Raw genomic sequence first — 22,229 nt, forward strand, 5'->3', positions numbered from 1 at the left:
CATGCCCAGACTCATCATCACCCTATTGCTACTACTCCTGGTCGGGTGCAGCGCCAGCACCCGCTACACCTTCAAGTTTGATATCCTCAGCTTTATCCCGCAAAACCAGCGCAGCCTCAACATCCCCTCCGGCTATTACCTGGTGGTGTATCCTGGCCTCGAGGGCCAGTTAGTACCACTGCCTATAGCACTAGATATCCTTGAGCGAGGCCAGATTTCTATTCAGGGCAGCCTGACCAACACCGGTGCCATCCCCATGACCGGAAGCTATGAGATCCGGCTGGCTCCCGAAAGCGACACCAACCTCAACGACAACTCTGGCGGAGATGTGGGCCTGGGCAACACCAGCTTCAACGTTGCGGCTGGGCAAAGCCAGAACATTTCGACCACAGTAAGCCTGAGTGCATCCGAAAACAGCGTGGCATTCAATATCATCAAGTCCGGATCTTTCCGAATTGCCATTCGGGTCGAGGCCAATAGCAACGGAGGCCGTTTCGATCTTAGCGCTGCAGAGGCAAAAGTAACCGGGCGGCCCTTTGCTGTGATCAAATAGCGTCAGGTTTGGTGGCAAGCCACCGGGTCTGGCATCAAGCACGCTGGGGGGTATCCAAGTACCCCCCAGTATTCCCGGAGCAGTACGTCGGCGCTAGTTGACTGGGCTTTCACCTATCTGGCGGCGAGCCAACACGATTTCCTTGGTCGGGATACGGCTGTGAATAAACCAAAAACCCACCACCCCAATCAATAAGACCAGCACCTTAGCCCAGAATACCGGGATAAAGAAAATAGCGCTTGTTAGTGCAAAAAAACTCAGCATGCAGAGTGCGAAAATCTTGGCCCGCCGCGACATTCCAAGTCCGTTGCGGTAATCCCGCACAATGGGCCCCACCTTGGGTAGGTTAAGTATCCAGTTGAGGAAGCGCTGGCTACTTCTGGAAAAAAAGTACGCAGCCAAGATAAAAAACACCGTAGAGGGCATCCCAGGCACCACCGCGCCGACAAAGCCCAGACCTGCAAAGAAAAATCCGAGGGAAAGCCAAAGGGGCTGTAAGGGGTTGATAGGCGGCTTCATAGCTTTTAGATAGTATGCCAAAAAAGCAGTGGGGATAAATGTACTAGGCTTTAGCTATAAAAGCCTGTGACCCCAATACATGTGCCCAGCCCCCTACTGCGCCTAACCCAGATCCCAAGATACCGGAAGACCGAGCACGAGTGGGAAAACCGGATGTTGATGTGGTTGATAAGCTTGTCAAAGCAGCCTGATGGCCCTGGGCAGCCGGCGAACGAGCATTCTGGCGACAGCGCAGCGGGTCAAGTACCCGCAGAACACCCGAAAGTACCGAACCGCTTTGGAAAATAGAAACCACCCGTCCAGGCCACAGAGTATCGCTTCTTCTGGTTCTTGGGTTCGCAGCTGGCAGCTTTAACCAGGAGAGGCTCGGCCGATCCCCACAGGTCGGTTAGTTAAGGGCTGCGGCTCCCGCACCTTGTGAAAACAGCTAGGATTCCACGCACACACCGACCGGCTGCCAGCGGTTGACTGTGAACTAACTAGCTGCCGCAACACGGGCGAGCACCTGGCGGCTTACAGCCTTTAGGGTTTCGAAAACCCCTGTACCGTTGGTAGCAATAGCCTCAAAGATAGGCAGGCGCATCTCAGGGTCTATCACCGCCTGAATCATCTCAACCGGCAGGGCGTCCGGGGCGTCGCGCTTGTTGGCCTGGAGCACAATGGGGATATCTTCTACCTTAATGCCGTACTCCGCTAGGTTCTCGCGCAGGTTACGCATAGACTCGGCATTGGCCCGCAGACGGTTAGGGGCCGAGTCGGCCACAAATACAATGCCGTCTACGCCCCGCAAAATTAGCTTGCGGCTGGCGTTGTAAAACACCTGACCCGGCACAGTATAGAGGTGAAAGCGGGTTTTAAAGCCCTTTACCTCACCCAAGTCCACCGGTAAAAAGTCGAAAAACAGGGTGCGTTCGTCTTCGGTAGCCAGTGAAACCATCTCGCCTTTGCGGTTTTGCGGCACCTGCTGGAAAACCCATTTGAGGTTGGTGGTCTTACCGGACATACCGGGGCCGTAGTAAACAATTTTGAAGTTGATTTCCCGGGCGGCAAAGTTGATCGTGCTCATAGTTAGTTACCAAATAGTTCGTCCAAAAGGGCGCTGGCCCCATCGCGGTACTCGTGGTCAATTCCAAGGGTTCCGGGCTGAACCAAAGCGTCTTGGGTGATGACCTCGAGCGACTGTGCGGCCCGCTTACCAAACAGCTTAATCCGTCCGACCGGGGCCGAGTTATCGAAGATGATGACCAGTAGGGCCAGCTCGCCCACTTCTTCGGCGTAGAGGCCGTAGGTAGCACCCTGATGCAAAAGTTCGTTGAAACGAGGCTCACCCAGCATTTTGGCCAAAGCTTGGGTAGCGGCTGCGTTACCGGCAATTAGGGTTGCGAGCGAGTCCAAAGCAGGGGGCCGAGGTGCCCACAAGGCTTCTTTGTGTGCAAGTACGAAACCCTTCCGGTCAAGCAGCAGCACGTAGCGGGCCCCGCTCTCACGGAGCAGCTCCTCGAGGACGTGTGCAGCCTTTTCGTAGGCGCCCCCAAAGAGTGCGATGGCAGGCTCAACCATAATGGGCCCAGTGTAACATGCATGAGGCGTCTATCCCTGTGATGAATTACGCTGAGTTGGCAAGGTTCTAATGCCAGCCTCGGGTGAGCCGCCACCGAATGGTGGCGAAATAGCCCAGCCGGAGCCACCGCATAGCAGAACACAATAACACTCCTTGGTAGAAAAGCGTTTTCTCCGTCGAGCCAAGCGAGGGGCATGCCTTGTTTCGGCAAGCTAATCATCATAGGGTTCAAAAAGGGTTCAAATAGATAGCCTCTAAGATTTGATGACGGCTTTTTTAGCCCAGCATACAAAGAACAGATCTATACACCAAGGCACTAAACTGGACTGGGGGCCTAGACTTGAAGCACCTGTACGTTCACGTCCCATTCTGCCCTACCATCTGCCCCTACTGCGATTTTCACGTAGTTCGTCGGCATGGTGGGGTGGTAGAAGTCTATTTAGAGCGTTTAGCTCAGGAGGCTCAGGTTCTTTTTGAGCAATACCCGGGCCCGCTGGAAACGCTTTATCTGGGCGGGGGTACCCCCAGCTTCTTACGCGACCACGAGCTGGAGGCGCTTTTTCGCGCCCTGCCTTGGGGCCTCGAGGGGGCCGAGGTCACCCTCGAGGCCAACCCCGGCACACTCAACGCCGAGCGCCTCCGCCTGCTGCGCGACTTAGGGGTCAACCGCATTTCCCTGGGGGTGCAGAGTTTTCAGGATACCGTGCTCAAGGCCCTGGGCCGCGCCCATGGGCGTAAAGGCGCGCTACGGGCAGTAGAGCTATGCCTCGAGGCCGGTTTCCGCACCTCTTTAGACCTAATTCTGGGCCTCCCCGAACAGAATGTGGAGGCCGATCTCACGCAAGCAGTGGCCCTGGGCGTGGAGCACATTTCGGCTTACACCCTACAAATCGAGCCCGGAACGCCCTTTTCCTTGACGGATCTCGCGCCCGACCCGGACGCTGAGGCCCAGGCTTTCGCGCTGGCTCAAACGGTGCTGGGGCAGGCCGGTCTGGTGCGCTACGAGGTTTCTAACTTCGCTCGTCCCGGCCAGGAAAGCCGGCACAACCTGGCCTACTGGCGCAACACCTTCTGGGGGGGAGTTGGGCCTGGAGCCACCGGGCAGCTTGCCGGGCGTGATACCTACGCCTTCCGATATACCAACCCCCCTCTACCGCGCTGGTTACAGGGCGAGGGGCCTTTGATAGAGCAAGTCTCGAAGCTCGAGCACATCAAAGAATCCATCATGTTGGGCTTGCGGCTGGCTCAGGGAGTGGACATCGGGCAAATCGAGCAGCGGTGTGAAATGAACCTATGGCATGCCCTGGAGCCCGCAGTGCAGGCCTTGTACCGCAATGGGCTTCTGGAGGTACAGCAAAAGAGAATTCGAGCAACTGACCTAAGCACCCTTCATCCCATTATCTTGCGTCTTTGGGACGCACTGGAGGCAAAAGCGTTGCATGGGTAGCCCTCAGCCCGACTGCATTAAGGAAATATTCAGGGCCTCAAAGTCGCGCAGGGCCTCGAGGGCATTCGGGTAGCGCTGACGTATATCCTTGGAAATAAGGCGATCCAGGAAGCTCTGTAGTTCTGCGGTAACAATCAGGCCGGTATCCGGTGCGGCCACCAGGGGTGGTGGGGCAAGGTTAAGGTGGGCATTCATCACCTCGACTGGCTCACCCACAAAAGGCAATTCACCGGCAACGGCCCAGTACAGCAGAATACCAGCCGAGTACATGTCCGATGCCGCAGTGGGTGATTGCCCACGAATTTGTTCTGGGGCAATGTAGGCTATGGTGCCCAAGCGAACCCTCTGGCTAAAACGCTCGCTCTCTGGGCCAGACAGGTCAAAATCTACCAGGCGGGCCTCTCCAGTCCCGTCTACCACAAGGTTATCCGGCTTGACATCGCGGTGAACCAAATTCTGAGCGTGCATGTGCGCAAGGGCCTCAAGTAGATGCCTGAAAACCACCAGCACCTTTGCAGGGTTGCCCTTTCGCCACTCCGACATACGGCTACCGGGAGCAAAAGCTAGCAGCACTGCCGGATTTTCGCCGCCATCGTGCGGCACAGCCAGGCGTGCTAGAACAGGGTTGATGCGCGGGTGCTTGAGCCGCTGACCCACCTTCCATTCGCGGTCAGCCCGCCCCTCGAAACCCTTGGGAAAAACCTTCAGCGCATAGGGGGTGCCGTGTATATCGAAGGCCAGGTACACCGTCGCCAACGCCCCACGGGCAATCGGTCGGACGACCTTGTAGCGGCCTTCCAAGGTAATTCCGGCTAACCCCACAACCATCACTATACCGATTTTGTCTGGCGCTTGGGGTTAATTGACCGCCGTAGACGAAATAGAATAAGCAAATAACAAGCTCGGTATAATACCCTTTCCGCTTGAATCCTTCAGCGCCCTGCGCAGTCAGAGGTGAAGGATTCAAGCCGACCGAAGGGAGTAGAAAAGCATTTCGGTAGTATCGTTTAGGCTTGTCAAAGTGAACGATACTACCGAAATGCGTATAAGAAGTACGCCATCTTTTGAAGCTGGCCAGGCTTTACAAGATCGTGCTTAAAGAAGGCCCGGCAAAAACGAATCTGCTCAGCTTAGAATTCCTGCTAAGGAGGTTACTACATGCGTGGTCTAGTGCTATCTGGGGGTGGTGCCAGGGGGCTCGCCCATATTGGGGTGCTTGAGGTGCTCGAGGCCCAGGGGTTTGAAGCCGAGGTAGTTGCTGGCACCAGCATGGGGGCGGTCGTAGGAGCACTCTACGCCTCAGGCAAAAAACCCCCGGAGATCCTCGAAATTGCCCGTTCAACACCCTGGTTGCGCCTGCTGGATCTGGTTCCTCGTCCAGGGCTCATATCCCAGCGGGGCCTGAGGGAATTTCTGGCCAGACACCTGCCCACAAGGTTCGAGCAGCTTTCAAAAAGGCTGGTGGTGACGGCGGTAGACCTCGAGGCTGGCCGGCTGGCCTACTTCTCGGAAGGCGACCTGACCGGGGCTGTGCTAGCCTCTGCCGCCTACCCTGGCCTGATAGCCCCGGTACCCTTTGAGGGCCGAACCTATGTGGATGGCGGCGTGCTTGACAATTTGCCTGTAGACGCCGCCCGCTTTATGCGAGCCAGATACGTACTGGCCGTAGACGTAACCCCGGAGATACGCTTACCTGGGGTTCCACGCTCGTCTATCGGGCAGGTGCGAAGGGCCATCGACATTATGCAAAACCACCTAACCGCAGCGCGCCGCTCGCTATATCCACCCGAGCTTTATATTCGTCCCGAACTGCCTGGAGTTGGCATCGAGCAATTTGGGCGACTCGAGGAAATTGTCGAGGCTGGCCGCAAAGCAGCTGCTCAAACCCAGCTCAGGTTTTAGTTCGCCGCTATAGGGGAAGCGAGCATGGCGCACACGAAAGCCCCTGGCCTCGAGCTGCTTCATCCCGTGTCCAATACCAAATTCGCAAATCAAGCCGACTTTTCGGGCCAATCCTGTCGGGTGTGCGTTATGCTATGGGCCGGGCAGTAGCCGCGACGAAAGGAACTTTTGCGATGTACAGGTTTTTGGACTACCTCTTCAAAGAATGGTTTCGCCAGGTAGGCGAAGCGCTTTTACTGGCTTTTCTGGTTACTACGTTCGTGTTTACAACAGTGGGCGTGGTCGGTAGCTCGATGAATCCCACGCTGCTCAACGGTGAGCGGGTGTTCGTGCCCAAGTACGAGACCTGGCTGGTGCGCTTTGGACTAATGCAGTGGCGGCGGGGCGAGATAGCCATCGTCAAGCCCCCCGAAGGAACGCCCAATGCGGTGGCTCAATTTCCAGTGTTGGGTTTTCAGTTTCGGGCTTTTTTCATCAAGCGCATCATTGGTCTTCCAGGAGACGAAGTAAGCCTGCGAGAGGGCGTGGTTTACATTAATGGCCAGCCTATTAACGAAGTCCATATCACCGCTTCCCTTAATCCGTACCCCGATAGCTATCCCTTAGTGTGCTACGAAAATGAACGTTTGACTGCTTTATATACCCAGCAGCAGGTGCGTTTTACCCCAGATACATTACCCGACTATCTCAAGCCTACCCTCGAGATGCTGACACCCCCTAGCCCTGAAGACTTAGAAAAAAGCCGAACAGGCGAGCATTGCTTTACCGGGTCGCTCAAGCTCAAGCCCGGCTATTACTTTGTGATGGGCGACAACCGCACCTTTGGGGGCTCGGAGGATTCGCGCACCTTTGGCCCGGTGCCTACCGCTGCAATTGCTGGTCGGGCCAATGCTGTCTGGTGGCCCCTAAACCGTATCCGCGGCCTGGATATCCCTGAAGGTTTCAAGGGCTTGTAGCGCTGTATGGCCGCATGATAGCTATAATACCTAAGACAATCGGCAAACAAACAGCTCTAACGCCGGGCTCAAAAAAGCAGTCTTCGAGCAAAAAATCTTACTGCGGTTGCTGAGCTTTTCGAAGCAGGGCACACACCTCACTGCAGCGAATGAGCCGAATCCGGTATCATAGCGCTTTCAGCCAGGGAAGCATCTGGAGCAGGTTGGAGACCTCGAGGTCGGCGGGGTACTGGGGGTTTTTGGCCCTGAAGCCGCGCTCGACCCATACCGACTTCATCCCGGCTGCTACCGCACCAGCTACGTCGCGCTCGGGGTTATCGCCTACCATCACACACGCTGAAGGCTCGACTTCCAGCATATTGCAGATGTGTTCAAAGATACCCCGCTCGGGTTTGCCAGTATCGAGCTCCCCCGAAATTACTGCGGCCTGGAAGCGATCCAGCAAGCCAAAGCCCTCGAGCTTCTCTCGCTGCAAATCGGGCACGCCATTGGTAACGATGCCCAGATTGTAGTTCGAAAGAGCCTTGAGCAGCTCGTCAATCTCGGGATAACGCGGGTAGAGCCGCCGCTCGCTCAAATAGCGGTGGGCTAGGGCTTCGCTAAGAGCGTCGTCGTGGACGTTCTGTTGGGCCAGGGCCTCGTTCCACACGGCCACACGGAAAGAAGGGGCCCAGTCGTGCAGGATTTTTAGGGCCGGGTGGGTCTGGGTCTCGTAGCGCGCCCACAACCCCTCCCCTGCGCTGTGACCGATGCGTTGGGTATAGTCAAATACCGGCGAGGCTTTCCACAGCCGCACCGTGGCTTCCTCGGCATCCTGAATAAGGCGGGGGATGTCCAGGCTGTACCAGGAGGCTGCATAAAAGGCACAGCTTCGCAGGGCATGCAACGAGACCGGGTGATCCAGAATCAGGGTTTCGTCGAGGTCGAAAAGGACAGCACGAATCACCCCACAATCCTATACCAACTCTTCAAGCGTGCGACGCAAAAAGGCCACTCGGCAAACCGGCTGCTGCAAATGCAATCCATTGGGGTAGCGCACGAATGGAACCTGCTCCTGGGTAGCTGGCTTGAGCTTTTTACCGATGTGCTGTAAGAGAAAACTGTCTCCCAGCTCTGGCTATGGCTGATTCAACCAGAGATCCCCAGGGCCGCCAGCCTGCTTAATCCCTACAAATACATGCTATCTCAAAAGCAAACCAGCCGATGCTGCTCGCATCAGCTGGTCTTCAAAGTAGCCAAATAGGGCTTTATAGCAAGCCAGCCTCGCGCAACAACTTGAGCGCAGTATCGAGGGGTAGCTTTTCAAAGTCTACTTTGGGGCTCTTAGCCACCGCTTGGTTGATAGGGAGCAAGCTCGAGGTGAGCACAACGCCCTTAGTCACCGGGTACTCGATGATCTCGCTGGCAAAGAACTGCTGCCCTTTGGGCGAAAGCAACCACAGCAAGAAACGGTTGGCCGAGGCCGGGTTCTTGCTGGTTTTGAGAATGCCAGCGCCGGTAATCAAAGCCAAGCCGCCCACGTCGCCATCGGCAAAGTAGTAGGTAGCTATGGGCTGGCCCGCCCGCACATAGCGTTGGATGTAGTAGTGGTTGGTAGAGCCCAGGTCAATCTCGCCTGCACGAATAGCCTCCATCATGGCCGGGTTGGAGGCGTAAGATTTAGGCTCGAGGGCCTTCATCTCGGAAATCCACTGCCGTGTGCGGGCCTCGCCATACTGCGCAACCATGGCCGCAATCATGTCCTGGAAACTGCTGTAGGTTGGTGTCCAACCAATGCGCCCTTTGTACTGGGTGAGCTTAGGGAGATCCATAATGCTCTTGGGCAGGTCTTCTGGCTTGACCCGGCTGGGGTTGTAGGCCAAGACCCGCAAGCGAATGGTCAGGGGTACCCAAAGGCGGCTGGCCGGTACGAAGTGGCTGGGGATACGCGTGATGGAGTCGCCCAAGCGCACCAAAAGTCCCCGCTCGGAAGCCACTCCCAGGGCCCCGGCAGTATTGGCCCAGAAAACATCGGCTGGGCTGCGGCGGCCCTCTTCCTGGAGGGCAGCCAGAATCTCGGCGTCGCGCCCGTAGCGCACGTTGACTTTAATGCCGGTCTCGGCCTCAAACTGCTTCACCAACGGCTCGACCAGCCCTTGCCCGCGGCCTGTATAAATGGTGAGACTTTGTTGTTGGGCCTGAGCCAGGCTCAGTACAGCCAGCAAAACGGTTGCTAGAACAGGATATCTGCGCACTATCTTCCTCCTGGGACTGCCTTTCAAGCCGTTTCGGCTCGAGGCTGAGTCTATAGAAGGCCACATCTAAAGTCAAGTATTCCGGTCGGATTTATGCAATATTGATACGGATATTCATTCGCAAAAACCTGGCGGCAACCTTGGATTCAGTCTGTAACTGGCTTTTAGCGTAGACTTGATGGCATGGGCAGGTTTTTCACCCCCTCAACTGTTCGTGCCATCGGTCAAATTCTGGCCGTCTCGTATCCTTTGCTGGCCCTCTCGGCAGGAGCTCGCTCAATCTATCAGCTCTTTTTCAAACCCGGTGTAACCGACTACTTCCCTCCTACCCTCTCAGCCATTGCTGCGGCCATTTACCTGGTAGCGACCGTGGCATTTATAATCCGCAAACCCTGGGCCTGGTGGGTTTCGGTTATAGCTCTCAGCATCGAAATGGTGGGGGTACTCCTGGTGGGCACCCTCAGCCTGCTCATGCCCGAAGTAGTAGGTCGCACTGTCTGGCACGACTTCGGCATCGACTATGGCTTCCTGCCCCTGGTGCAACCTCTACTGGGCCTGGTCTGGTTGTTCTGGCCCGACAACCGCAGGCTCTTTATCACTTCAGCCCGCCCATCATCCCCGTTGTAGAGCTCAGGTTACGGCAGGTTCGCGGGGCCGGATGGCCTCGGCCACAAATGCCCATAGAACACCCAGCAGAAGACCCAGCACCCCGGCCACAATGGTAAATAACACCGGCCTGGGGAAGCTGGGCCGCAGCGGCTCGGCAGGAGGTACCAAGACCTGTACCAGCAGGGCCTGGCTCACCAATTGGTTGATGGATTCGGGCTGTTTCGATAAGTCGGTTAAGGTGCCAATGCGGGCCTCGAACTGGGCAATTTGCGAGCGCAGGCGCGACTCGTCAAGGCTCAGGCTGGTGTAGGCGGGGTTGGTCGCCCGCGCCGCCTGGGGGTCGTTGCCACGAGCCTCGAGGGCAGCGGCCACGGTGGGGTTAGAAACCACCCGATCGGGTGCCTGGGCAAGCTGGGCCTGGATGCTTTTGAGGGCGTCCTGAGCGGCCTGAAGGTCGAGCCGCGTCTGGGCTAGGGCCGCCCGCAGATTCGCCTGGGCGCCCTCGAGCAGGTTGCGCTCGAGGTACTTGCGGGCCACCTCGAGAATCCGCTCAGCCCGCTCACTGGCCTCAGCAGCAGTGCGCCCTTCTGCTGTGAGGAACAACAAACCCCGTTTCTCATCGAACCGGGCCTTATAGAAGCGGGTGGGGTCATCCACGCCAAGCTGGTTGGCTAGCAGCTTAGTCTGCTGCAAGTCCACAAACCCCTGGGCCAGCCCGGGGAGGGAAGGCAGGTTGTTTAGCAGGCCCTGGTTGGACTGGTTGGCCAGACTCAGGCTCACCACCACCTGACTGGTGTAGGTTTTGGGCGAGAGGAGGCTCCAGAGCAGAGTAACTACAGCCAAGGCTATCCCCAGGCCTAGTATTTGCCACATCCGCCGCTTGAGAGCCAGATAGATGTCGCGTAGAGATATTTCGTCGGAGGTTTGGGGCACTTGCTGTGTCACTGCATCATATTATCAGCCCTTTTTGGGCTGAGTACATAAGCGTAACTCCCACCATGGTGGCTACTGGAGGTGCAACATATAACTTCACCACAGTAACGTTGCCCAAATCTCGAAATCACCTACTATAAATATATGCAGACTCTGGAATCTCTAAACTTCCCTGACACCAGCGAGCTGGTTTCTATAATTATGCCAGTACACAATGGGGAAAAATTCATTAGGGAGGCAGTTGAGTCCGTATTTTCACAAAGTTATACAAACTGGCATTTAATCATTGTTAATGATATGTCAACCGACAGGACTCAATACATACTTGAGGAATTTACCTCATCTTCCTTTAAAAACAGAATCGAAATTATTGAGAATAAAGAGAACCTTGGCGTAGCTCTTTCAAGAAACAGAGCTATTTCTCAAGCCAGTGGTGATTGGATAGCCTTTCTCGATGCCGACGATGTCTGGCATCCCAACAAACTCAGAGAACAATTACAATTAGCAAGGTTGAACAGTTCCTTGGTGGTTTTCTCTCCGTACTATGTAATGAACGAGGAGGGAGTCGTAAATGGGATAGTTCAAAACAAGCCCATTGTTGAATTGAAAGACATGCTGCACTTTAATCCGATTGGAAACCTAACAGGGATGTACAAAAGCTCCATATTGGGAAAGTTTCTACAAAAAAAAATAAAGCACGAGGACTACATCATGTGGTTAGAAGTTATAAAAAAGGCTGTCCGAGCCCACTCGACCCCAAATCCATTGGCTTTTTATCGCAAGACTCATCGGAGTGTGTCTGCATCAAAAACCAAGGCGATTGGATGGCAATGGAATATATACCGAGAAGTGTTTCAATACGATTTTTTTTCAAGCTTATTCAGTTTGATGATCTATGCAGGTCATAATCTTACCAAGGTGAAATCCTTGAAGCATTCGCTACACTACAAATGTTATTGTACAAAAGGACTTGTTGAGATATGACGGTGCTGCTAAGTGTTTTCAGCTTGACACTCTTAATCTGCTTTGCCCTTAGCTTGGCACTTAGTATCAGGCTATTTGGTATAGCATCCACACCTTCGCTCTTCTTATATTCGCTAGCCCTCTTTCAAGTCATTCCAGTTTTGTACGGGCTATACACTGGATACTACCAATATGACCTAACCAGGCAAATAAACATGCTCTCCGTGGGCATCGTTGCCTTTACCATCGGTTATCTGCCTTTTGGGTTAGCCCGGCGTAGATTGCTCAAGAAGACAGTGTCCGGTTTATCCCCAAAGGAATCTCGCACTGTTTTCAAGGCAGCGCTGTATTTTAGCTTGCTACTTTTCCCAATAACCGCAACGCTAGCTGTACAGTTTTTTTTGAGTCGTCGAGGAGGGCAATATGGGCTCACCGAGCCCATTAGCAGTTTAGAGCAGCTTTTTTTCTATGCAGCCCTAAGCTTTTTTTGTTTAGCGCTCAGCGTGAACTTAAAACATATTCCACTCAAGTGGATTTTGCTTTTGGTAGCTATAGTTTTACTTCCACGTCTGCTTGTATCCTTGGTTTACAGCCGGATCTTTATCTTTTTAGCCCTGGTACCGCTCTTATATTCTTTGTATTTTAGTCGCCTGAACTATAAATTGTCTCCCTCAAAAGCTACGGTGGCTTTTGGTGTACTGGCTTTATTCGTAATCTTGCCTGCACTGACAAGGGATACCAGCATTGTGGCTTCACAGCAACGTTTTGAGGCCCTTGTCATGAATGGTTCCTCCATACCCATTCTGGAAAAATACGAACAGTACGACATACAACGCAACCAGTCGTACGTATTCGCTTCAGTGATACTAAAAGCCATTCCCTTTTCAATACCACTCCCAGAGAACTACCGTGTGAATGTATGGGGCATCGAAGGGGCTGTGGCTACACTAGATAGAGTACTGAGCAGTTACGAAAATCAAGCAAGGGAAGATCTGTTTTATGGCACGGGATCGAACTATTTGCATGAGCTATACATAGACTTTGGCTGGCTCGGGGTGATTGTTGGCAGTATACTTGTGGCACTGGTGGCTTCCTATATGGAATATAAAGGGGTTCAGTCACTTTTTTTTAGGTTTATTTGGCTGAGCGTGCTTACCAGCTTTCTTTTCCTACCCCGTAGCAACGTGGGTTACTTTGTGGAAAAGCTACCTTTATACATCGCCTTTTACTTGCTTGCCTGGTTTGCCATCAAGCTTCTCAAGGAATCTACTGAGGCCACAAAAACGACTTATGCAAAAACCCAAAGTAATCATAACCTCCAGTAAAAAAACAGGGGGAGTTCGAACGTTTTCCCAAGCGTTAGCATCGGCACTGAGCCATCTTGGTTATGAGTGTACGTTAGTTGATTCAATCCAAGAACTGCTCAAACCCGCTATGCTGCATCAGTTAAGACAACCAGGGGTCGTGCTTATATCGTCATTAGGTTTCGGGGTCTTCAACTTATTTGCTCGTAGCTCAATATACGTGCTGCACGGTTTCCCTCGTTTGGATGACGCTGGCTTGTTTGGTTTTATCAAGGTAGCTCTTGCTACAAAGATTTTTTCACGCTGGGCTACACGGGTTACGGCTATTAGTCAACTTACGTATTTAGCCAATGCTGCCTTTTTTGGAATCCGTAGCCATCGGATTATTGGAAACCCCTTTATCTCACAGGAAAGCCTCACTCGTAAAGAGGCCAGGAACGAGATCATTAGAGTTCTCTATGTGGGACGGTTGGTGGGCGTAAAGCGGGTCGAGCAAATCGTCCGTGGGTTTCTCCTGGCCGTTCAGCAAGAACCACGATTGCATCTTGAAATTGTTGGCTCTGGGCCAGAGGAACATTCCCTAAGAAAGTTAGCTGATCACCCCAGCATCTCTTTTGCCGGTTCCATGCCCAATTCTGAAGCCTTAGCCAAGATGAGCCAGAGTGATATCTTCATCTCCTTGGCCGAGGGGGAGAACTTTGGAATCACATTTGTAGAAGCGCTAGCATCCGGCTGCTACCTGGTTTGCCCTACCTCGGGCGGGCATTTGGACTGGGTGGTGGACTATCCACAGGTTGCCTATGTCAAGAACATTTTTGACCCCAAAGAGGTCGCGGAATCCATACTGGAGGCAGTCAAGAAGCTCGACTGCCCAAGGAAGCCGTTGGATGCAGAGTGGAATCTGAATGTTGCACGGAAATATGATGCGCTGATCCTCGAGGCCGTGAATGAAAAGGCTCGAAAAAGTATTTCGTAGCAATATAGATATCTTATTTTTTCAGTTATCCAATTTTGCTTTTAGCCCTCTCCTCTATTTCTTACTTGGAAGCGGGCAATTGGACAATGGGTTGGATTTGCTTAAAACCATCTACCTTATAGAGGTTTATCTTGCTGTACCTGCGGTTATTTTTTACTTTAACCAGCGTAAAATCTCGGCTTTAGTAGATACTTTTGGAAAGCCGCTATATGATGCCATTGCCGTCGTAAAAATATTACTCAGTGTGGCTACAGGTCTTGTGACGGTTTTTGTTTCGAAAGCCATTGGGCTCCAATTACTATCTGTGTTCATTTTGTGCCTGATAGGAAACGCCATTACGCCTCATTGGCTATTGAGTCAGTTTAGCTACACGCGTTTCACACTAGCCTCATTTATCTTCCGTTTGGGTGTCCTTGCCGCTACCTTTTTTGGTTTCGAGCAGCTTCTGCTGCCTCTATACACAGTTAGCTTGTTGGCACCCGGCCTATATGCTTTTGTGCACTTTCGAAACAAGATTTCTAAGGGATCTGGAGCCCCTGTCTGGCCTGTTGTTGCTAGCATTGGAACCTCTGGATCAATTAGTTTGGTACGAACCTTTGCCACTTCTACATTGCTCTTCTCGATAATAAGCCTTGTTCCACCAAACACGCTATCCATATACGCGACCCTGGAACGAGTAATTCGCTCGGGCTTTTCTTTTATGGTGCCTTACATTTTACGTCTGAATCTGCGAAGAGGTATCCATATGAAAACTCAGCTTTTGCCCATTTTGCTACTCGTAGCAGGGGCTCTGACCATCTATTTCTTTCATGCTCACTCTTATTTACCTTTATTATTGCTGGCCGTTATAGTTCTTTCTCTTGACCTTTTGGCCTTTATATTTAGTGAGCAGGTAGGTTCGAATCTAGCCTCGAGGTCATATTATATTGTTATTATCGGGCTTTTCGTGATCTCGTTTTTTGGATTTTATTCTTTTTTGATCCTGCTTACCCTTCTGGCTTTGCTACCATTTCTAGTTCGTTCAAGTGAGCACGTAGCATGAGATGGCTCTTGGTTACAGCAACTACCATAGGTGTGTTTTTACCTCACCTATGGTCGGCGCTGGTTATCCTAAGGGCTGTTCCACTTATTCGAGCGGCAAATTTGCCGCTCGAGCCTCTACTAGTTCCCACTATTTTTGCTCTTTTTCGCCTTGTGGAGAATTTGGGCAGAGACCCCTGGTTTGGCTTTGGCGAGATGGTGTACCTTTTAGTGGTTGGTTTTTCTCTCCTAGTGGTTCTCCACAACTACACAGCTAGTGATAAAAATGCCCTTCTGAAGGGTATATTTTTGGGTAGCACCATTCTCGCGGTTTTTTCAACACTCAACTTTTTTGACCAAATCTATTTGATAAAGCCCTGGACGGCATATCCTTCCGAAGCGCGCATTTTGAAAAGAAATACCTTTGAAGCCCTTAGCCCAAACACAATTGCAACCAGAGATTTGGGCTATGTGGGCCCCGGTATCCTCAAAGCTTCCGTGCGTTTGCGTCACATAGATACCAACAATCGAGAACTAAGGCTTCCGATATCATTTGTACGAGAAAGTAGTCCTATTACTCCTAGTGCATTTTGTACGGCCACTACAAAAGAAACAACCTGCACAATTACTGTAAAACTTGAGAGGCGCGAAAGAACAGTGCTGTGGCTTGGAGGGTGGGATAGCTGGCAAAGCAAGAATTCCTCGATACTCGAAGTATCTTCCCTAAGGCTTTTTTATCTGGAACCTCCACCTATAGAGCAAATTCTATTCAACAGTGGCCGTAGCGCTGGATTCACATTCAATCCAAACGCTTTAGGTTTGGTCTCGTTGATCTGTATTTTGCTAGTGGCTTTACTCCACAGAGCATCTTGGCATACGGTTATCTTGAGTTGTATTCCGCTCTTTGTCTTGCTGCTACAGTCCGGTAGCCGTGCTAGTCTGGCTGGATTGGTTCTGTTTATTTTGATACTGCTGATTAGGCCCCCTGCATTGAAAAGGTCTGTGGGCTACATGACCCCCATCATCATCTTGCTGGTGATATTTTGGGGATTCCGCTTCACCCCCGAACCAACCATTACACTACCTCGAATTCTCAACCCCTTTGAGGACGTCTATCGTGAGTCGAGGGTATCGCTATACGCCGCGGTCATTGAACGGATAGGTCTGAGCTTTATTGGCACTAGAGATACTGCGTCTTTACTAAACGATATTCAAAGTGATCTTGCACTAGGAACGCTCGAGCATACTCACAGCTTGTGGCTCCAAGTATACATAGCCAGCGGTATTCTCGGCTTATTGATCTTTCTGGCTGTGTTCATTTTGGTAGAGTACCGCCTAAGCCAGAAACGGCTATATGTAGCTCAGGCAGCATTTTTTTCTTTATACTGTGTTTCTTTTTTTGACTATTTCGCTTTTTATCCGCCTTATTATATTCTTTTGTTCGGGCTCGGATACCTAGCCCTGTCCCCGAAGGCCCGTTTGGTTTCTTAATTATGACTAGGTCATTTACAAAGTCTCTCAGTCATTGGGAGTCCCCACCCATCATAGCTCTGACTCTTTATCTTGCTCTCTGCATAGCAAGCCTAATAACGCTGGGGCACATCAGGCTATGGGAGGTATTTACTTATCCTTCGTATGGCGGACTGATCGTACTCCTCGTCATTGCTGGTTTATGTTCTTTCTGGCTTTCAGGCAGGTGGAGTCGGCATCCGCACACCAGCGGCTTGCTGGCCAGTGTATGGGCCATGGTCATACCTTTTCTTGCACTGGCTGCTGCTTTTTTTATCTTTGGCTGGTGGTACTCTCGCCCATTCTATTTAGTATTTTTCTTGGTGCTTTTTGTTATCAATTTTGTTAGTTTATTTATTAAATCACGGCGAGTGATCAAAGTGGCCGTGACATCTCCAGATGTCGCTGAAATCATCAAGTCAGCAGGCGCCAAAAATATTAAGGTTTTATACATCAACGATTCCGATGAAGCCGATGTGATTGTTACAGATCTCCGACACAGTTTCTCGGATTTTTCAAAACAAACTTATAGCAACTTTGCGGCCCAGGGCAAAGAAATTATAGATATTGCCACGTTCCTGGAGGAACTCACGGGAAAAGTGGAGATATCCTCTCTGTCTAAAGAAGCTGAGATTTTACTCAGGCCCAAGGACTATATAGGCATCAAACGTATCTGGGAAACAGCCCTAGTTCTTTTCACCCTCCCTATTTGGGTATTTTTGGCAGGACTCATAGCTCTGCTGGTACGCCTCGACTCCAAAGGCCCCATTTTATTTAAGCAGCGACGTATCGGTTTGTATGGTCAACCTTTCGAAATGTACAAATTTCGCAGCATGTATGCCGACTCCGAATCAAATGGCCCCAGATTCGCTCAAGTTGGAGATTCTCGAGTTACAAGGGTTGGGGCTATATTAAGGAAATTTCGACTTGATGAAATACCACAACTGTGGAATGTGATAAAGGGAGACATGAGTCTTATCGGGCCCCGTCCAGAGCAGGAGGCGTTTGCAACTCAATTCGCCCAAGAGATTCCCTTTTTTGAGACCAGACACTTCGTTCGTCCAGGTCTAACTGGATGGGCACAAGTTGTGCACGGCTATACGTCAGATCAAAGCGGCGCTAAGGAAAAACTGGCATACGACCTTTACTATGTAAAAAATTTTTCGTTTTGGCTTGACTTATTAATCATAATCAAAACACTTTCAGTAATTTTCCGTGGATTTGGTGCTAGATAGCTGCGGAAAACAGTAAGTGCGAATCCGGATTGGTACAAGGGTTTGATACCGTTTCCGCTTGAATCCTTCACCGTTGACTATCTCCAACGGTGAAGGATTCAAGCCGACCGAAGGGAGTAAAAAAGCATTTCTAAGAACCCAACATTTGTAGGGCTCGAGGTCTGGTTCCGGGCCTCTCAGCCTCAATGATAGGCCGCTAATCTCATGTAATATTCAAGCCTCTGAGCAGATTTTGCCAGCGGCCCGTGTCCAGCGATACGTCCTCGGGCAGCACCACCAAGGCTTCCTGGCGACGGGCTGGCTGAACGTCGGGACGGGTACGCAGGGCCAGCTCGTAGGCAGACTTGCGCTCGGTGGCGATGTGGAGGGTGTTATACGGAATGCGCTGGAGGTTTTGCAGGGCCAGGGCAATCTGGGGGGCGATGACCTCGAGGTAGTCCTGGCTGGTATAAAGGTCGGTATAAGCGGTGGGATACGGCCAGGGCGAAGGGCGGAAAGAGGTGCGGATAATCAGGTGACGCGTCAGCAGCCGCACGATCTCTTCGGCTACCAGTTTGGAAAGCGCGTAGTAGTTGCGCACCGGCCCCACCGGGTCTTCTTCCCGGTAGCCGCCCACATCCCCCCAGAACACATAATCGGTCGAGATGTGGACAAAGTGCAGGTCGTACCCCAGGGCAGCCCGAACCAGGTTACGGGTGCCCTCCACGTTCACCCTCCAGCAAAGGGCTTTTTCGACCTCGGCCCCGGCCACGTTGGTGTAGGCCGCAGCATGCACCACAACCTTTGGCCGGTACTTCGCAAAAGCCCGCTCAACGCTGGACGGGTCGGTGATGTCCAGCTCGGCTCGACTGGGCGCGATCAGCTCGGGCAGTAGCTCCCGCAGCGCCGTTCCCAGGCGGCCCGTTCCGCCGGTCAGCAGCATTCCCCCAGTTTCAGCGCTGCCCATACCAGGTCTGCATGAGGCTCTGGTGTTCTTTTTTCGCCCGCACGCGCTGCCACCAACCGGGGTTTTGCACGTACCATTCGATGGTCTCCGCCAAGCCCTGGCTAAAGTTATAGCGGCGCACCCAGCCCAGGGCCTCGGCTTTGGAGGGGTCTACCGAGTAGCGGTAGTCGTGGCCGGGCCGATCGGCCACAAACTTCTTTAGGGTTGCGGGTTTGCCCAAAGCGGCCAGGATGGCCTCTGCCACCTGAACGCCGCTGACCTGCTCCCGCGCCCCCAGGTTGTAGGCTTCTCCAGCAGCACCCCGGTGCAAAATCAGGTCTATACCGGCTGCGTGATCCAAGGCGTGCATATAGTCGCGCACCGCCGAGCCATCACCGTAAATGGGCAGAGGCTTATCTTCCAGAGCGTTGGTGATGAACAAAGGGATGATTTTCTCGGGGTACTGGTAGGGGCCGTAGGTGTTGGAGCCGCGTGTAATTACCACGTCCAGCCCGTGGGAGATACCGTAGGCCAGCACCAGATGCTCGGCCCCGGCCTTGGAGGCTGCGTAGGGCGAACGGGGCCGTAAGGGGTCGGTCTCGAGGGAGTGTCGGTCGGTACCGCTGAGATCACCATAGACTTCGTCGGTGGATACCTGCAAAAAACGGCGCACCCCCGCCTTGCGGGCGGCCTCGAGCAGCACCAGGGTGCCCTCGACGTTGGTACGCACAAACGCCTGGGCGTCCAGCAAACTACGGTCTACGTGGCTCTCGGCGGCAAAGTTCAGTACGGCATCGGCTCCCTGCAGGGCTTTTCGGGCATCGGCGGGGTTGGCGATATCGCCCTGGATGAACTCAATCTGGTTCAGTACGCCTTCCAGGTTCTCCAGATTGCCCGCATAGGTGAGCTTATCCAGCACCACAATCTGCCAATCGGGGTGGGCGGAGAGTGCATAATGCACGTAGTTGGCCCCAATAAAGCCTGCACCCCCCGTTACAACCACGCGTTTAAAATTCATCACGATCCCTCCCCTAACCTTTGTCGTCGGCCCACAGATCGGCCCCAAAAAAATCCCAGGGCAGGCGGCCCTCGTTGGGGTCGGAGGGGTTGAACTGGTCGTTCATAGCATACAGCAGCAGCGCACCCTGATAGCCCGCACGGTAGCCGTGAGCTACGCCCGAAGGAATGTACAGAAGTGAGGGCGCCTCGCCGGAAAGCAGGAAAGAACGCTTTGCACCTTTGGTTGGGGAATCGGCGCGCACATCCACCAACCACACCAGCAAGGCCCCCTGCACCACACACCAAAGCTCGTCCTGGGTGCGCTTGGGGTGCAGGTGAAAGGCATTGATACGGCCTGGAACTGCCCAAGAGACTGAGAACTGGCGAGCCTCGAAGGGCACCGGAAGCCCCTCCACCCGCCCATCCTTCAGGCGCAGGTACTCCATGAAGGCGCCCTCGAGGGCCCGGTGCTTTTTGAGGGGATGGTGAATCACGCCAGCGATAGGGGCCGCTTCGGAGTAATTCTGGTAGGTTAGATGCGCTAGGGCCTTATCGTCAAGTTTCATCAATGACTTATCTTATGCCATAGCAGCCAGCACCATGAGCCGAGACTTCTCTATCCTTATCGTATCGCACAACACCCAGGGCATTCTTAGCGAGTGTCTGCAAAGGCTAAAGGCCCACTACCCACAAGCCGAGCTGATCGTGGCCGACTCGGGCTCTACAGACGGCAGCCCCGACTGGGTAGCGGCCGCTTACCCCGAGGTTCGGCTGCTGCGGCTGCCCAACCGCGGCTACGCCTACGCGGTCAACCGGGGCCTCGAGGTAGCCCAGAGGCCCTGGGTGGTGGAGATGAACAGCGACGTATACCTGGAGCAGGGTGACCTCGAGGCCCTGCAGATGGCTTTGGAGGCCAACCCCAAGGCTGCGATGGCGGGGCCTACCCTGTACACACCCGAGGGGCGGTTACAGTCTTTTGGGCCGCTCTATGCCCCTTATTACTGGAACTTGCGCAGCCCCAGGGCCGTCCGTTGGGTATCCGGTGCAATCATTATGGCTCGTAAGTCGGCCTTGCAGGAAATTGGCGGGATGGACGAGCGCTTTTTTTTCTACAACGAGGATCTCGAGTGGTGCACCCGAGCCCGGCGCAAGGGCTGGCAGGTTTTGCTGGTACCGCGCCGGGTGCTGCACCTGGGGGGCAGCTCCACCCCCAAAGACCCCCGTTTTATAGCCGAGGGCTACCGGGGCGGCCTGCTGTTTACGCGGGATTACTACCCATATCTGCATGGGCTGCACCGAAAAGCGGTCTGGCTCGAGGCCCATCTGCGCCTGTGGCTCGATCCCAACACCTTGCGGCGGCAAGGCTACGGACTAATCTTGCAGATGCTACAGGACAGATTGCTAGACGTCTCCCCGTTTCTACGTGAGCCAGCACGCGGGCCTAGGGAAGATAGCTAAAACCGCACCCGACTACGATCCCCCAGCACCAGTTGCAGGGTATGGCGGCGGGCATTGCCCTGCCCGTCCACCACCACCCCCTGCCCCAGCACGCTGCTGTCCAGGCGGTAGGGCAGCTGGTAAACCTGGGCCTCGTCCATCAGAATCGAGTACTCGACCTCGCTGGAGATCACCCTGGCATTTTTGCCAATGGCCGTGTAGGGGCCAATAAACCCATCCTCCACCAGCGCCCCGGCCCCGATGTAGGCCGGGCCCCGCACCGTGCTGCGGACGATGCGGGCCCCCGGTTCCACCACCACCTCGCCCACCACCTGGGAATCGGCCAGCTCACCTTCCACCCGGCGCTCGAGGCTCGAGAGCACCAATCGGTTGGCATCCAGCAGGTCTTCGGGCTTGCCGGTGTCCTTCCACCAGCCGCGCACCTGGTGGGCTACCACCCGCAACCCTGCATCCACCAGGCCCTGAATGGCCTCGGTGATCTCGTACTCGCCCCGACCGGAAGGTTTGAGCTGGTTGATGATGTGGTGAACGGCCGGGCTAAACAGATACACCCCTACCAGGGCCAGGTTGGACGGAGGTTCCTGGGGTTTCTCTATGAGCCGCACCACCTTTCCGGCCCCGTCCAGCACCACCACCCCGAAGGCCCGTGGGTCTTCGACGGGCGTGAGCAGGACAATGGCCTCCGGGCGGGTTTGCAGATACTCTTCCACCAGGTGTTTGATACCGCCCGAAAGCAGGTTATCGCCCAGGTAGAGCACAAAAGGGCTATCGGATAGAAACCCCTGGGCGGTCTTGACCGCGTGGGCGATGCCCAGTGGCGCTTCCTGCACGATATAGGTGAGGCGCACACCCCAGCGCGAGCCATCGCCCAGCGCCGCTCGCACCTCGTCACCGGTCTCCGGGCTGAGGATGACCCCTATGTCGCGGATGCCGGCCTCGAGCAGATCCTCGATAGCATAGAACAGGTTGGGCTTCCCTGCGATGGGAATAAGCTGCTTGGCCCGGGTGTGGGTGAGGGGACGCAGGCGCGTTCCTTTGCCTCCGGAGAGAACCAGTCCCTTGAGTTCCATAAGCCTGCTCAGTTTATCCAATGCAAAAGCCCCGTTCGCAAGTCCTTTCCCGGCAT

Annotated in this window: 23 protein-coding genes; 12 read left to right on the forward strand and 11 right to left on the reverse strand. The window is 53.8% G+C overall.

Annotation, left to right across the window (positions count from 1 at the left end):
• Position 1 precedes the first annotated feature (1 nt).
• Complete coding sequence (locus Q0X18_RS08365) at positions 2-553, forward strand: hypothetical protein (protein ID WP_297560917.1); 552 nt, start codon at positions 2-4, stop codon at positions 551-553.
• A gap of 93 nt (positions 554-646) precedes the next feature.
• Here the strand turns inward: Q0X18_RS08365 and Q0X18_RS08370 are convergent, their stop codons facing one another.
• The 3 genes from Q0X18_RS08370 to Q0X18_RS08380 form a co-directional block, all read right to left on the reverse strand.
• Entirely contained in the window at positions 647-1,072 is a 426-nt protein-coding gene (locus Q0X18_RS08370; RefSeq protein ID WP_297560920.1) for a YbaN family protein, read from the reverse strand.
• Positions 1,073-1,547: 475 nt separating this feature from the next.
• Positions 1,548-2,138: an ATP/GTP-binding protein gene (locus Q0X18_RS08375; protein ID WP_297560922.1), complete on the reverse strand. Its 591-nt coding sequence runs from the start codon at positions 2,136-2,138 to the stop codon at positions 1,548-1,550.
• Between the two features lie 2 nt (positions 2,139-2,140).
• Complete coding sequence (locus Q0X18_RS08380; RefSeq protein ID WP_297560925.1) at positions 2,141-2,632, reverse strand: roadblock/LC7 domain-containing protein; 492 nt, start codon at positions 2,630-2,632, stop codon at positions 2,141-2,143.
• A 341-nt stretch (positions 2,633-2,973) separates the two neighbouring features.
• On the opposite strand from Q0X18_RS08380, the gene hemW reads away from it, so the two are divergent.
• Positions 2,974-4,080 (forward strand): radical SAM family heme chaperone HemW, encoded by a 1,107-nt coding sequence (hemW, locus tag Q0X18_RS08385; protein ID WP_297560928.1) that lies wholly within the window; start codon positions 2,974-2,976, stop codon positions 4,078-4,080.
• A 3-nt stretch (positions 4,081-4,083) separates the two neighbouring features.
• On the opposite strand, the gene Q0X18_RS08390 is transcribed toward hemW, so the two are convergent.
• Positions 4,084-4,908: a serine/threonine-protein kinase gene (locus Q0X18_RS08390; RefSeq protein ID WP_297560930.1), complete on the reverse strand. Its 825-nt coding sequence runs from the start codon at positions 4,906-4,908 to the stop codon at positions 4,084-4,086.
• A gap of 330 nt (positions 4,909-5,238) precedes the next feature.
• Here Q0X18_RS08390 and Q0X18_RS08395 point away from each other — a divergent pair, with 330 nt between their 5' ends.
• Entirely contained in the window at positions 5,239-5,982 is a 744-nt protein-coding gene (locus Q0X18_RS08395; protein WP_297560933.1) for a patatin-like phospholipase family protein, read from the forward strand.
• A gap of 173 nt (positions 5,983-6,155) precedes the next feature.
• Positions 6,156-6,938 carry a signal peptidase I gene (gene lepB / locus Q0X18_RS08400; protein WP_297560935.1) on the forward strand — a complete coding sequence of 261 codons (783 nt, stop codon included), beginning with the start codon at positions 6,156-6,158 and terminating at the stop codon, positions 6,936-6,938.
• Between the two features lie 166 nt (positions 6,939-7,104).
• Here the strand turns inward: lepB and Q0X18_RS08405 are convergent, their stop codons facing one another.
• Positions 7,105-7,884: an HAD family hydrolase gene (locus Q0X18_RS08405; RefSeq protein ID WP_297560937.1), complete on the reverse strand. Its 780-nt coding sequence runs from the start codon at positions 7,882-7,884 to the stop codon at positions 7,105-7,107.
• 301 nt (positions 7,885-8,185) lie between these two features.
• On the reverse strand, positions 8,186-9,172 hold the full coding sequence (locus Q0X18_RS08410; protein WP_297560940.1) for an iron ABC transporter substrate-binding protein: 987 nt from the start codon (positions 9,170-9,172) through the stop codon (positions 8,186-8,188).
• A 183-nt stretch (positions 9,173-9,355) separates the two neighbouring features.
• On the opposite strand from Q0X18_RS08410, the gene Q0X18_RS08415 reads away from it, so the two are divergent.
• The gene (locus Q0X18_RS08415; RefSeq protein ID WP_297560942.1) at positions 9,356-9,799 is read left to right on the forward strand and encodes a hypothetical protein; all 444 of its coding nucleotides are present in this window, start codon (positions 9,356-9,358) and stop codon (positions 9,797-9,799) included.
• Positions 9,800-9,802: 3 nt separating this feature from the next.
• Here Q0X18_RS08415 and Q0X18_RS08420 read toward each other — a convergent pair whose 3' ends face one another.
• Positions 9,803-10,726, reverse strand: coding sequence for a Wzz/FepE/Etk N-terminal domain-containing protein (locus Q0X18_RS08420; RefSeq protein ID WP_297560945.1), 924 nt, complete (start codon positions 10,724-10,726; stop codon positions 9,803-9,805).
• Positions 10,727-10,858: 132 nt separating this feature from the next.
• Between Q0X18_RS08420 and Q0X18_RS08425 the strand changes: the two genes are divergently transcribed.
• From Q0X18_RS08425 to Q0X18_RS08450, 6 genes are all read left to right on the forward strand, one after another.
• A complete protein-coding gene (locus Q0X18_RS08425) occupies positions 10,859-11,698 on the forward strand; it encodes a glycosyltransferase family 2 protein (protein ID WP_297560947.1) in 840 nt (279 codons plus the stop codon).
• A complete protein-coding gene (wzy, locus tag Q0X18_RS08430; RefSeq protein WP_297560948.1) occupies positions 11,695-13,002 on the forward strand; it encodes an O-antigen polysaccharide polymerase Wzy in 1,308 nt (435 codons plus the stop codon). The genes Q0X18_RS08425 and wzy overlap by 4 nt, the downstream gene beginning before the upstream one ends.
• The gene (locus Q0X18_RS08435; RefSeq protein WP_297560951.1) at positions 12,968-13,957 is read left to right on the forward strand and encodes a glycosyltransferase family 4 protein; all 990 of its coding nucleotides are present in this window, start codon (positions 12,968-12,970) and stop codon (positions 13,955-13,957) included. Before wzy ends, Q0X18_RS08435 begins: the two co-directional genes overlap by 35 nt.
• A complete protein-coding gene (locus Q0X18_RS08440) occupies positions 13,929-14,999 on the forward strand; it encodes a hypothetical protein (protein ID WP_297560959.1) in 1,071 nt (356 codons plus the stop codon). The genes Q0X18_RS08435 and Q0X18_RS08440 overlap by 29 nt, the downstream gene beginning before the upstream one ends.
• On the forward strand, positions 14,996-16,468 hold the full coding sequence (locus Q0X18_RS08445) for an O-antigen ligase (protein ID WP_297560962.1): 1,473 nt from the start codon (positions 14,996-14,998) through the stop codon (positions 16,466-16,468). Before Q0X18_RS08440 ends, Q0X18_RS08445 begins: the two co-directional genes overlap by 4 nt.
• A 233-nt stretch (positions 16,469-16,701) precedes the next feature.
• Positions 16,702-17,721 (forward strand): exopolysaccharide biosynthesis polyprenyl glycosylphosphotransferase, encoded by a 1,020-nt coding sequence (locus Q0X18_RS08450; protein WP_297560967.1) that lies wholly within the window; start codon positions 16,702-16,704, stop codon positions 17,719-17,721.
• Positions 17,722-17,923: 202 nt separating this feature from the next.
• On the opposite strand, the gene Q0X18_RS08455 is transcribed toward Q0X18_RS08450, so the two are convergent.
• From Q0X18_RS08455 to Q0X18_RS08465, 3 genes are read right to left on the reverse strand one after another with little or no spacing between them, the layout of a single operon-like run.
• Complete coding sequence (locus Q0X18_RS08455; RefSeq protein ID WP_297560969.1) at positions 17,924-18,667, reverse strand: sugar nucleotide-binding protein; 744 nt, start codon at positions 18,665-18,667, stop codon at positions 17,924-17,926.
• Complete coding sequence (gene rfbB, locus Q0X18_RS08460) at positions 18,654-19,664, reverse strand: dTDP-glucose 4,6-dehydratase (RefSeq protein ID WP_297560972.1); 1,011 nt, start codon at positions 19,662-19,664, stop codon at positions 18,654-18,656. The genes Q0X18_RS08455 and rfbB overlap by 14 nt, the downstream gene beginning before the upstream one ends.
• Positions 19,665-19,677: 13 nt before the next feature.
• Positions 19,678-20,211, reverse strand: coding sequence for a dTDP-4-dehydrorhamnose 3,5-epimerase family protein (locus Q0X18_RS08465; protein ID WP_297560974.1), 534 nt, complete (start codon positions 20,209-20,211; stop codon positions 19,678-19,680).
• 34 nt (positions 20,212-20,245) lie between these two features.
• Between Q0X18_RS08465 and Q0X18_RS08470 the strand changes: the two genes are divergently transcribed.
• Complete coding sequence (locus Q0X18_RS08470; RefSeq protein ID WP_297560976.1) at positions 20,246-21,103, forward strand: glycosyltransferase family 2 protein; 858 nt, start codon at positions 20,246-20,248, stop codon at positions 21,101-21,103.
• Here the strand turns inward: Q0X18_RS08470 and Q0X18_RS08475 are convergent.
• Positions 21,100-22,173: a glucose-1-phosphate thymidylyltransferase gene (locus Q0X18_RS08475; protein ID WP_297560979.1), complete on the reverse strand. Its 1,074-nt coding sequence runs from the start codon at positions 22,171-22,173 to the stop codon at positions 21,100-21,102. The genes Q0X18_RS08470 and Q0X18_RS08475 overlap by 4 nt on opposite strands.
• Positions 22,174-22,229 lie beyond the last annotated feature (56 nt).

It is taken from the genome of Meiothermus sp. (genome assembly GCF_026004075.1).
Lineage (GTDB): Bacteria > Deinococcota > Deinococci > Deinococcales > Thermaceae > Meiothermus.